8 protein-coding genes and 1 tRNA gene are annotated in these 12,251 nt (G+C 69.2%); 2 read left to right on the forward strand and 7 right to left on the reverse strand.

The annotated features are described in order from the left end of the window. Positions 1–113: 113 nt before the first annotated feature. A complete protein-coding gene (locus tag ACWTPI_RS07115) occupies positions 114–1,364 on the forward strand; it encodes an aspartate kinase (RefSeq protein ID WP_029044270.1) in 1,251 nt (416 codons plus the stop codon). A gap of 153 nt (positions 1,365–1,517) precedes the next feature. Next, positions 1,518–1,611, forward strand: a tRNA-Ser gene (locus ACWTPI_RS07120). Between the two features lie 269 nt (positions 1,612–1,880). On the opposite strand, the gene ACWTPI_RS07125 is transcribed toward ACWTPI_RS07120, so the two are convergent. From ACWTPI_RS07125 to ACWTPI_RS07155, 7 genes are all read right to left on the reverse strand, one after another. Continuing rightward, positions 1,881–3,338, reverse strand: a complete 1,458-nt coding sequence (locus ACWTPI_RS07125; protein ID WP_454731256.1) for a TolC family protein — start codon at positions 3,336–3,338, stop codon at positions 1,881–1,883. Positions 3,339–3,401: 63 nt separating this feature from the next. Next, the gene (locus ACWTPI_RS07130) at positions 3,402–4,529 is read right to left on the reverse strand and encodes an ABC transporter permease (RefSeq protein WP_059412921.1); all 1,128 of its coding nucleotides are present in this window, start codon (positions 4,527–4,529) and stop codon (positions 3,402–3,404) included. A 15-nt stretch (positions 4,530–4,544) separates the two neighbouring features. After that, positions 4,545–7,337 carry a ribosome-associated ATPase/putative transporter RbbA gene (rbbA, locus tag ACWTPI_RS07135; RefSeq protein ID WP_454731257.1) on the reverse strand — a complete coding sequence of 931 codons (2,793 nt, stop codon included), beginning with the start codon at positions 7,335–7,337 and terminating at the stop codon, positions 4,545–4,547. A 4-nt stretch (positions 7,338–7,341) separates the two neighbouring features. Then, positions 7,342–8,328: an HlyD family secretion protein gene (locus tag ACWTPI_RS07140; protein ID WP_454731258.1), complete on the reverse strand. Its 987-nt coding sequence runs from the start codon at positions 8,326–8,328 to the stop codon at positions 7,342–7,344. Positions 8,329–8,858: 530 nt separating this feature from the next. Then, a complete protein-coding gene (locus ACWTPI_RS07145) occupies positions 8,859–9,284 on the reverse strand; it encodes an SRPBCC family protein (RefSeq protein WP_454731259.1) in 426 nt (141 codons plus the stop codon). 263 nt (positions 9,285–9,547) lie between these two features. Next, on the reverse strand, positions 9,548–11,401 hold the full coding sequence (locus ACWTPI_RS07150; RefSeq protein WP_454731260.1) for a sensor histidine kinase: 1,854 nt from the start codon (positions 11,399–11,401) through the stop codon (positions 9,548–9,550). Continuing rightward, positions 11,398–12,051 carry a response regulator gene (locus ACWTPI_RS07155; RefSeq protein WP_454731261.1) on the reverse strand — a complete coding sequence of 218 codons (654 nt, stop codon included), beginning with the start codon at positions 12,049–12,051 and terminating at the stop codon, positions 11,398–11,400. The genes ACWTPI_RS07150 and ACWTPI_RS07155 overlap by 4 nt, the downstream gene beginning before the upstream one ends. Positions 12,052–12,251: the final 200 nt, after the last annotated feature.

Below are 12,251 nucleotides of genomic sequence, written 5' to 3' on the forward strand. Positions count from 1 at the left end.
GCGCACCGCCCTCCACATCGGCCGGCGCCTCCTCGGGCCGCCCGCGCCTTGCCTCGGCACGCCTCTTCGTGTATTTTCAGAGGTTTTGCACAATCGCTGGCGTCGACAAGAAGATGGCTCTCATCGTTCACAAATACGGCGGCACTTCGATGGGTTCTCCGGAACGCATCAAGAATGTCGCCAAGCGCGTTGCCAAATGGCACCGCGCCGGCCACCGCGTAGTCGTGGTGCCTTCGGCCATGTCGGGCGAGACCAATCGCCTGCTCGGCCTCGCCAGGGAAATCTCGGCCCAGCCGAACCCGCGCGAACTGGATATGCTGGCCTCCACCGGCGAACAGGCCAGCGTGGCGCTGCTGGCCATCGCGCTGCAAGGCGAGGGCATCGACGCCATCAGCTACACCGGCTGGCAAGTGCCCGTGAAAACCGATTCGGCCTTCACCAAGGCCCGCATCGAATCGATCGACGACGAGCGCATCCTCGCCGACGTCGATGCCGGGCGCGTGGTCGTCATCACCGGCTTCCAGGGCATCGACGACGAAGGCAACATCACCACGCTCGGCCGCGGCGGCTCGGATACCTCGGCCGTGGCCATCGCCGCGGCCATCGAAGCCGACGAATGCCTGATCTACACCGACGTGGACGGCGTCTACACGACCGATCCGCGCGTGGTCGAGGACGCCCGCCGCCTGGACAAGATCACCTTCGAGGAAATGCTGGAAATGGCCAGCCTCGGCTCCAAGGTGCTGCAGATCCGCTCGGTGGAGTTCGCCGGCAAGTACCGCGTGAAGACCCGCGTACTGTCGTCGCTGACCGACCCCCTGATGCCGCTCGAGAAAGAAATGCACTCGGGCACGCTGATCACTTTTGAGGAAGAGTCTGACATGGAAGCAGCCGTCATCTCCGGCATCGCCTTTGCCCGTGACGAGGCCAAGATCACCGTCCTGGGCGTGCCCGACAAGCCCGGCATCGCCTACCAGATCCTGGGCCCGATCGCCGACGCCAATATCGACGTCGACATGATCATCCAGAACCAGTCCGTCGACGGCAAGACCGACTTCACCTTCACCGTGCCGCGCGGCGAATACCAGCGCGCGCTGTCCATCCTGAACGACGGCGTGAAGGGCCACATCGGCGCCGCCAGCGTGTCGGGCGACCCCAAGGTGTCGAAGGTCTCGGTGGTCGGCGTGGGCATGCGCTCGCACGTCGGCATCGCCAGCAAGATGTTCCGCACGCTGTCCGAGGAAGGCATCAACATCCAGATGATCTCCACCTCGGAAATCAAGATCTCGGTGCTGATCGACGAGAAGTACATGGAACTCGCGGTGCGCGCACTGCACAAGGTGTTCGAGCTGGATCAGGCGTGATCCGGCGCGGCAGGCCGCATCCGGCCCGCCGCACGTTTTGCCGGGGTGCACAAATTTTTGCGGCCGGTCATCGAAACTTCGTTGACCAATCGAAAACACCCCGATAGAATACGCGCTTCGTTGTGTGGCCTCCCTCACACAACGGCAGGTTTGGGAGACGTGGCCGAGAGGTCGAAGGCACTCCCCTGCTAAGGGAGCATCCGGGCCAAAACCTGGATCGAGGGTTCGAATCCCTCCGTCTCCGCCAGCAATGGCGGCAGAACCCCGGAAGATCGCGGTCTTCCGGGGTTTTGTTTTTTGTGGGCCGTCAGCGGACCTATTACCGGGCGAAATCTGTCTGTCGGTTGCCCACTTCCGCGCTGTCACGCGCCGCGCGTCCCGGCACGTTTTCACGGTCACGTCGGCACGGTGCACGGTCGACACCGATCCGGCACTGCCAGCCCGTCACTCCAGAAAAGCCGATCCCGTTCTGCCGGTCTGGGCGGAACGCCCGATGCCGCTCACTCGCGCCACCACTCATTCGCCGGCGTTCGTCGCCCGGCCGGCGGGCCATCCTCCGCCCAGCACCCGGTACAGTTGCACGGAGGCAATGGCCTGGCCCGTCTGCGTCTGGATCTGCTCGTCTTCGCGCCGCAACGCGTCGACGCGCGCATCCAGCACGTCCTGCAGCGTGCGCAGGCCGCCTTCATAGAGGCGCACGGCGCTTTCGCTGTTGCGCCGCGCGGTGGCCACCACCGTATCCAGCGTGGCGTTGCGCTGGTCCAGGCCACGGCGAACGCCGTAGGCGTTGTCCACTTCCTCGAGCGCGCGCAGCACGACCATGTCGTAGTTCGCCTGCGCCGCTTGCAGGCGGGCATCCGCGGCGTCGATATTGGCCTGGATGCGCCCGGCCGTGAAGATCGGCAGTTGCACGCCGACGCCCAGCAAGCCGCCGGAGCCGCTCAGCGCCGGCAGTCCCTCCAGATGCAGGCGCCCGTCCTGGCCGAGGAAGGTCAGGTAGAAGCGCGGGAACAGCTCCGCCTTGGCGCTGCCGAGCCTGGCGGCCTGCGCCTGCACGAGCGCGGCGTTGGCGCGCACGTCGGGCCGCCGCTGGATGACCTCGGACGGCAACTGTCCGGCGGGAGGCGCCGGCACGAAGAACGCCGCCGGCGCGGGCAGCGCGGCGGTGCCCTGGGGCGCGTCGCCGGCGAGCACGGCCAGGCGGCGCTCGCGGACCGAGATCTGGCTTAGCAGCACGGGCCGCTGCGCGCGCAGCGCGTCGAGCTGTTCGCTCACGCGATCCACGTCGAACGGCAGCGCCTGCCCGGCGGCACGGCGCGCGCGGGTGTAGCGCAGCAACTGCGCCACGGTGTCGACGCTGCGCTCCAGCACCTGCAGGCGGCGCTGCAGGCCGCGCGCCGCGAAGTAGTTCTCGGCCACGTCGGCGGCGATCATCAGGCGCGTGCCGCGCATCTGCTCTTCGGCGCCGAGCGCGACGGCCGCGGCGGCCTGCGCGTCGCTGCGCCGGCCGCCGAAGACATCGATCTCCCATGCCACGGTGGCCCCGGCAAGGTAGCCGTCCACGCCCGGCGACATGTCGGGCAGGCCGGCCGGGCTGCGCAGGTCGGTCACGCCGCGCGCGGCGCGCGCCTGCGCCGAGAGCGTCGGGTAGAGCGCCGAATCGGCGATCCGGCCGGTGGCGTGCGCCTCCGCCACGCGGGCCTGCGCCAGGCGCAGATCGGGATTGGCCTGCAGGGTGCGGGTGATCCGCTGCGTCAGTTCGGGGTCTTCCCAGTTCTGCCACCATTGCGACAGGTCCTGCCCGGCGCCCGGCGCGGCCGGGTCGGGGGCTTCCGTGAACGCGGCGGGCAGCGCGACGCTGCCCGGCACGGCGACGCTCACCGTGGTGCAGCCGGGCAGGCCGAGCGCGACGCACGCGACAAGGCCGGCAACGGTGACAAGGGTGGCGAGGGTGGCTCCTGGACTATGGCTCAAGGCAGAAATCCGCTTGGGTGGCGTGGTTGCGGGGGAATGTGCGTGGCGTTCCGGCATGGCGGCCTAGCCCTGCTGCGCTAGCATGGAGCGAAAGCGCGCGAGCGCCAGCGCGAGGAAGATCCCGCCCGCGGCCGTGACGCCCAGCAACTGCGGCCACACGACCTCCAGGCCCGCGCTGCGGAACAGGATGGCCTGGGTGAGGTTGACGAACTGGGTGGTCGGCAGGAATTGCACGGCGCGCTGCATGGCGGCCGGCATGCTTTGCACCGGCGTGGCGGCGCCGGACAGCAGGTAGGCCACGGCGTAGGTCGGCACCGCCAGCAGGCCGAACTGCGGCATCGACGGCGCCACCGTGGCCAGCCACATGCCCAGCGCCGTGACGGAAAACAGGTACAGCGCCGTGCTCAGCGCGAACAGCGCCGGCGAGCCCGAGAGCGGCACCTTCAGCCACAGATGGACCACCAGCCACAGCGACAGCAGGGAGGCCACGAAGATCACCGCGCCGTTGGCGAGGATCTTGGCCACCGCGATCTCGCTGGCGCGCACCGGCATCACCAGCAGGTGTTCGATGGTGCCGTGCTCGCGTTCGCGGATGACCGCGGCGCCGACCAGGATGATGGCCAGCACGGTGATGTTGACCACGATCTGCATGGTGGACGTAAACCAGTGCGATTCCGTATTGGGATTGAACATCACCGTGCTTTCCACGCGCACCGGAAGCTGCGCCTCGATGTCGGCGGCGTGCAGGAATTCGAGCACCTCGCGCGTGAAGATCTGCTGCAGGTAGGCCGAGCCGAGCCCGGCCTGCGTCATCGCCGTGGCATCGACGAGCACCTGCACGGTCGGTGTCCTGCCGGCGAGCACGTCGGCCTCGAGGCGCGGCGGGATCTCGATGGCGAAGATATAGCGTCCGCGGTCCATCTCCTCGTCCACGGCATGCCGGTCCACGTCGACGGGCGTCTTGAAATACGGCGGGCGGATCGCGTTGCGCAGGCGGCGCGAGAGTTCGGAATGGTCGGCGTCGACGATGGCCACCGATGCGTTCGATACTTCCGCCTTGATGCCCTTGGCCACTGACTGCACGGCCAGCGTGAAGGCGAACGCGATCAGCACCATCAGCGTGATGTCGCTCGACAGGCTGCGCAATTCCTTGCCGCACAGCCGCGCCACGTTCTTGCACCACTGGTTCATCTCGGCGGCTCCGGGCTAGGTTTCCTGCTTGCGCAACAGCAGGCGCGCGGCAGCGAGGTATGACAGCGCAAAACCCAGCAAGGCCAGGTACATGGTGCCGAAGCTGCCCGCGCCCAGGCCCTTGGTGAAGCTGCCCAGGCTGACCAGCTGGAACCACGACGACGGAAATCCCAGCCCGATCCAGTAGCTGCTGCCGGTCAGCGTGGACACCGGATAGAGCAGGCCGGAGAAGTTGACGGACGGGATCAGGCACAGGATGGCGGTGCCGAAGATGGCCGCCACCTGCGAGCGCACGAAGGTGGACACCAGCAGGCCGAGGGCGGTCGCGGCCAGCACGAACAGCGCCGCGCCCAGCGACAGGGCGAAGAAGGAGCCCTTGAGCGGCACCTGGAGCAGCACGATCGCCAGCGCCACCAGGGTCAGGTAGCTGACCATCGCCAGCGCCACATAGGGCATCTGCTTGCCGATCAGGTATTCGCCCACGCTCGCCGGCGAGGCATACAGGTTGGTGATGGATCCCATCTCCTTTTCACGCACCACGCCGAGCGCGGTCAGCATGGTGGGGATCAGGATCAGCGCCAGCATGACGATGCCCGGCGTGATGGCGTAGATGCTGCGGAATTCCTGGTTGTAGACGAAGCGGGATTCGATGGCAATCGGCAGCGCCGGCGCCCGGGCCGGCTGCGCGCGCATCTGCGCCTCGGCATACGCCAGCAGCACGCCGGTGACGTAGGCGCGCGTGGTCGCGCCGGGGAAAGGGCTGGAGCCGTCGATGCGGAACGCGACCTGCGGCTGCCGGCCGGCCAGCAGGTCGCGCGCGAAGCCGGGCGGGATCTCGATCACCATCGTGGCGGCGGCCGCGCGCAGGCGCCGGTCGGCATCCGCGTCGTCTCGCGTGGCGTCCGTCTGCACGAAGTAGCGCGAGCCGGAGAACTGCTCCACCAGTTCGCGGCTAGCGCGGCTCTGGTCGCGGTCCAGCACGGCGAAGCGCACGTTCTCCACGTCGAACGACACGCTCCACGCCGCGGCGCAGAGCAGCACGATGGGGCCGAGGATGGCAAACGCCAGCCGGAGCTTGTCGCGCGCCAGCTCCATGGCCTCGCGCCGGCCGAACGCCCACGTGCGCGCCAGCGCCGAGCCGCCGGACCTGGCCGCGCGGCGGCCGTCCGGCGGCGGGGCCGGCGCCGGTTGCGCGGGCGATGCCGGCGCGGAAGCCGCAGCAGCCGCAACAGCCGCGGTAGCCGCCGCCGCGTCATGAGCCGGGCTCTCGGCCTCTTCCAGGTAGCTGACGAAGGCATCTTCCAGCGTGTGGGCGTGGCGGCTTTCCTGCAGCTCCGCCGGCGTGCCCACCGCCAGCACCCGGCCGCGATGCATGAACGAGATGCGGTCGCAGCGCGCGGCCTCGTTCATGAAGTGGGTGGAGACGAAGATGGTGACCTGCTGCTGGCGCGAAAGCTGCGCCAGGTGGCGCCAGAACATGTCCCGGGCGGCCGGGTCCACGCCGGAAGTCGGCTCGTCGAGGATCAGCACTTCCGGGTGGTGCAGGCAGGCCGCGGCCAGTTGCAGGCGCTGGCGGATGCCCAGCGACAACGCGGCGGGCTGCGCATCGGCGTATGGCTCCAGCTCGAAATCGTGCAGGGCCTCTCCCACGGCCTGCCGCGCCGCGGCGTTCTCCATGCGGTAGAGCTTGGCGTGCAGGTCGAGGTTCTGCCGCACCGTGAGCTCCTCGTAGAGCGAGAATGCCTGCGACATGTAGCCCACCCGCATGCGCGTGCGCATGTCGCGGGCGTCGATGGTCTGGCCGAGCAGGCGCGCGCTGCCGCTGGTGGCGTCGAGCAGCCCGGTCAGCATCTTCATGGTGGTGGTCTTGCCGCAGCCATTGGAGCCGAGAAAGCCGAAGATCTCGCTGCGCCCGATGCGAAAGCTCACGTTGTCCACGGCGACGAAGTCGCCGAAGCGCCGCGTCAGGCCTTCGGCCTCGATGGCGGGCCCGCGGTCGTCGGGCGGGCGCGGCGGCATCACCAGGCCCGCGGCGCTGCCGCGCCGCGAGGCCGGCAGCAGCGAGACGTAAGCCTGTTCGAGATCGCTGGTGCCGGCGCGCGCGAGCACGTCGGCGGTGCGATCGCACACCAGCACCTTGCCCATGTCCATTGCCACCAGATGCTCGAAGCGCTGCGCTTCCTCGATGTACGCGGTGGCGACGATCACCGTCATGTTCCGCTGCTCCGCCCGCAGGTCCTCCACCAGCGTCCAGAACTGGCGCCGCGACAGCGGGTCCACGCCCGTGGTGGGCTCGTCGAGGATCAGCAGGTCGGGATCGTGCACCAGCGCGCAGCACAGTCCCAGCTTCTGTTTCATGCCGCCCGAGAGCTTGCCCGCCGGCCGGTCCGGGAACGGGGCGAGGCCGGTGGCCGCGAGCAGGCGCGCGATGCGCCGGCGCCGCTCGGCCGCATCCAGGCCGAACAGCCGGGCGAAGAAATCGATGTTCTCGACCACGGACAGCGTCGGGTAGAGATTGCGCCCCAGCCCCTGCGGCATGAAGGCCACGCGCGGCGACAGCGCCTCGCGCGCGCGCCGGTCGCGCAGATCCGCGCCCAGCACCGAAACGCTGCCCTGCTGGATGCGCTTGACCCCGGCGATCAGGCCCAGCAGGGTCGACTTGCCGACGCCATCGGGGCCGATCAGGCCGATGGTGGCGTTGCCCGGCAGCGTGAGCGACACGTTGTCCAGCGCCACGCTCGCGCCATAGCGGTGCGAGACGCCCTCGACGCGGATGGACGCGGCCTCGCCGGCGTGCTGGCTGGCCACGGTGTCAGTCCGGCCGCTTGCGCGGCGCCAGCGCGGCGGGCCAGGGCTGGGAGGCATTCAGGCGCACGAAGCCGTCGCCCGTCATGCCGGCCTTCAGCCTGGCCGCGTAGTGCTGCGCCATCTCCGGCGTCAACTGCAGCTTGACGCGGTACATGAGCTTGGCCCGCTCGGCATCCGTCTCCACGTACTTGGGCGTGAACTGCGCCTCGCTGGCGACGAAACCGACTCGCGCCGGGATCGGCTCGTCCGGCATCGCATCCAGCACGATGCGGGCCTCGTCGCCGATGGCCAGCTTGCCGGCGGCGCCGGCCGGCAGGAACACGGTGAAGTACATGTCGGCCAGATTCAGCAGCGACACCACGCGCCCGCCCGCCGGCAGCACCGCGCCGACCTCGATCACGCGGTATTCCACGCGGCCGGCCACGGGCGCATGGATCACGCTCTCGTCGAGCAGCACCTTCAGGCGGGCGATCTGGGCATCGGCCTCCACGATCGCGGCCCGGGCCTCGCCGAGCGCCGCCCGCGCGCCCGCCGCGCCCGCATTCTCGCCATCCAGGCCAAACTGCCGGCGATCCCGCTCCACCGAGGAAATCTGTTGGTCCTGATAGAGCTTGACCGCCTCGGTCAGCTCCAGCCGCGCCAGCCGCTGCCGGCTCGCGCGCGCATCGATTTCCGCCTGCGCCCGCGATGCCGCCTGCATGGCGCGCTCCCGCGCGGCGTTGGCCAGGCTCAGCTGGGCCTGCAGTTCGGCGTCATCCTGGCGCGCGACCACGGCGCCGGCAGCCACGGCATCGCCCTCGCGCACGGGCAGGTCGATCACGCGGCCGCCGTACTTCACGGCCACGTCGAGCCGGCCGATCTCCATGCGCCCGTTGCTGTGGACGACATACGCGGGCCAGGGATCGCGATGCGTGCCAAGCCACCACAAGGTGCCCGCGACGACCATGACCGACAACAGTACTGCGATACCCCAGCCAGGCTTCTTTTTCATCGACTATCGTGCCCCGAATGGGCAGGCGTTGTTGGATGGCTCCGGGAACCGGGCTATCAGCGCGAGGAGCAGGCGAGAGGGAAGGGACATCGGAGAAGCCTTGATCCGTGGGGCGACGGGTGCGGGTGTCGAAATGTTATCCCGGTGATTGTACGATGGCTTGATCTAGCGCAAGCCGGCGGCGGTGCCGCCTTTTCCGCGATGACGGGCTCTCGTTCCGTGATCGCCGACCCGCGCGTGCCGATGTGCGGCGTGGATTTTCCCGCGCCGGTGTGCCGGGCGGGCTGGCCTGCATTCGGGCGCAGCGTTGCGCATGGCTGTCGGGTGGTCTCTCGCCGCCGTGCCGACGAGAAACACCGGGGCCGGCAGGGCGCCATGCGGGACTGGCGATGGCAGACGGCCAGCGCTGGGCCGTGTGTCGAGCATTTGCACGCGGGATCGCAGGCGCCCCTGGGTCGGGGCGAAACTCATGCGAGATGGTTGGCGGAGCCGGACGGTTGCACCATGAAAAACGGGTCTTGTCGCCCGTTTCAACGCGAGATTTCTCGCTCCGCCCGAGAACCGAGGGCAGCGATGACATCGGCGAAGTCGGAAGTAACCGCAGCCCCCACCTCGCTGGCTGCCGGCTCCGGTCCGTCGACTTCGCAGCGATAGGTGATCCGGGTGCCGTGCCCGGTCGCCGATAGTTCGTGGCGAACACGGACGACCACACCGGCGTCGGGGACCTCGGTCACATCCTCGAAGCCTTTGTCGGCCTCGACCCACGCGAAGCGGAACGGCAGCGCCGTCGAATCCGGCAGGACCATCACCGCCGTCGTGCCGGCCCGGAACGGTCCATGCATCTCGATTCTGAGGACGCCCTTGTTCCACTCCGACCACTTCTCCGGCTTCGCCAGGATGCCGAAGACCTGGGCCGGTGTCGCGGCGCATTCACCTGTGACCTCGACTGTCCACATATCAACTCCTTTCAACATGGCAAGCGCATATATACGTCACGGCCTGCATCGCCCGGAGACCGTCGCCGACGGTCTTGGCCAATCACGGTCAAGTATGGCGTCATTTGCCGAAAGCTTCGTTGATGCGTGTCATCGCGGTGTCGGGTCGTTTGGCCTGGCAATGACAGATGCTTTTCCGTCGCGCTCTCGATACCGCGCGTGACGCGGGCGGCTGCCAGGGATGCCCGCCTGCGCAACGCCGCGCCCCTCTTCAATCGGGTGCCCTACGGTGTCGGCGGCGTGGCCGTCGGGATCGTCAGGCTGACCTCGGTGCCGCGGCCGGGCGCGCTGCGCACGTCCAGCCGGGCGCCGATGCGCTCGGCGCGCAGGCGCATGCCGGCCAGCCCGCGCGAGCCCGGGCCGGCAGCCGGCTGATCGAAGCCCTGTCCGTCGTCCGCGACCCGGATGACGATGTGCTCGCCCTCGGGCCGCACCGATACGCGGATGTGAGCGGGCGCGGCGTGGCGCAGCGCGTTGTTGATGGCCTCCTGCACGATGCGCAGGATGGCCAGCGCCGACGTCGGCGTCAGCGCGTCCAGCTCGGGCGGCGGCAGCACGTCCCACGCCAGGTGTATGCCCAGCGTGGCCAGGCGCGGCGCCAGGCGGAACCGCAGGTTGCCCAGCAGCGGCAGCAGGTCGCTGTCGGTCAGGTCCAGCGAGTCGATGATCAGGCGCAGGTCCTGCAGCGACTCCTCGATGGCGCGCTCCAGGTCCCGGCGGTCGACGTCGGGCCGCTGGGCCAGGCGGCGCGCGGTGATGAGCTGGGCGCCCATGCCGTCGTGCATGTCCTGCAGGATGCGGCCGCGCTCGGTGGCGATGGCCGCCTGCCGTTCGCGCGCGCTTTCCTCGCGGTCGAGGATGAAGCGCTCGGCGAAAACGAAGATCAGCACGACGCAGAAAGGCAGCGCGCCGGCGACGCTCCAGCGGAATGCGTCCCAGGGCAGCCACTCCATCAGGATCAGGTAGGACTGCGCCACCGTTGCGCACCACAACGCCGCGCTCAACGCCAGCAGTGCGAGCTTGGGCGAACGCCGGCGCCAGCCGGCCACCAGCAGCAGGCCGCACAGCAGCACCCGCAGGGCGAGGTGCGGCCAGGTCAGCATCCATATGTCGTCGCCGGCATTGCCCAGGGCCAGCGCCGCCACGATGGCCGCCACGGTCAGCGCCGACAGGCCGTGGATGACGGCATGCATGCCGCGTAAGGCGAAGCCGCTCAGGCGATAGCCTTCCACGCACAGCAGCCAGTACATGGGCAGGCTGGCCAGGGCGCGCAGTCCTTCCAGGCTGTCGCGCGACACCGGCAGTGCCTGCGTCAGGTACAGCAACAGCGTCACCAGACCGGCCAGAAAGGCCTGCGGCGTGGCCCCGAAGCGCCGCTGGCGCCGGGCGTAGGCGGAGAGAAAGCACAACGCGCCGGCGACCAGCACCAGCAGGATGTAGGGCGCCACGACCTGCGGCAGGTAGCGCAGCAGCCAGACCGGATGCAGGACATGGGTGGGCCCGAGCCGGATGGCCGACAGGCCGCTGCGCAGGCCGCGATCGCCTTGCAGGCGCACGTCCAGCACGTTTTCGCCGGGATGGAACAGGGCGGAAGGCAGCACGAGGTAGAGGGGCGCATCGGCCATGCTGTCGCCCTTGCGGCCCGCTTCGTCGAAGCGCACGTCGGGACTCAGCAGCGAGCCGTTGAGCCATAGCTCGCCGATCAGCGCCAGCCGCGGCAGGTAGAGGGCCTGGGGCTGGCGCGGCACCGCGGGCAGGGTGAAGCGCAGGCGGTACCAGCCGTAGCCGCTGTATTGCGGCCGGCTCAGGCGCCAGTTGTCGGGCAGCGCGACAGGCGTCCAGCCGGCGGCGGGCGGCAGCGGCGCGTCGCTGGCGACGAATTCGCCGTGCTCCAGCCACAGCACGCCGTCGTCGGTGGCGGGCAGCGCCGGGGTGAGCGTCCCGGGCATCGTGGCGGCGGGCGCGGCCTGCGCCGTGGGCGTGACCGGGTTGATGGCCTGGACGCTATCGGGCAGCACTAGCAGGCAGGCCAGCAGCGCTACCATGCAGGCCGGCAGCCGCATCCACGGGTGCTTCATCGTATCAGGCCCTGGCGGCGCGCCAGGTTGACCGCTTCGACCCGGTTGCGCACCGCCAGCTTGCTGTAGATATTCTTGACGTGCGTGGAGGCCGTATGCGCCGAGATATGCATGAGACTGGCGGCCTCGGCCACCGTGTAGCCTTGCGAGATGCGGGTCAGGATGTCGATCTCGCGGCCGGTCAGCGCGTTGGGGCCAGCCTGCCATGCCGGCTGCGCCGCCGGCGCCAGGCGCTTGAGCAGATGGCACGCGATCCGTGGCGACAGCGGCGAGCCGCCGTCGTGCACCACGCGCAGCGCATGGGCGAACTCTTCCAGCGAGGTGTCCTTGAGCAGGTAGCCGCGCGCGCCGGCCTCGATGGCGCGAATGACATGGGCCTCGTCGCCGAACACCGTCGCCACCAGCGACGCGGTCTCGGGCCGTTCGCGCGCCACGGCCGCGATCAGTTCGACGCCGTCGCCGTCGGGCAGACCCAGGTCGACGATCATCACATCGGGGCGGCAGCTTTGCAGCAATGCACGCGCCTGCGCCAGCGTGCCGGCGGCGCCCAGCAGGTGCAGCCCATCGTGAGCCTGAACCATGCGCTCGAACTCCTCGCGCAGCGGCGCATCGTCTTCGACGATGAGGATGGAGATGGATGAGGTGGACAAGGCAGCAAGCATGCTTCGAGCAATATCGCAGCCGGGCAAAATTGACAAGCCGTGCAAGTGCTGAGTCTGTTTGGGAATTGTCTTATTCCGCAGTCGGATGTTCGCGCGCAAACGACAAGCGTTGCGACAAGCGCGACGATGGCGCCCAGGCGCGCGCGTTCCCGAACCGCGTCGGTGGCCTGTGGCGACGGCGTGATCCG

It is taken from the genome of Cupriavidus ulmosensis, from assembly GCF_977008105.1.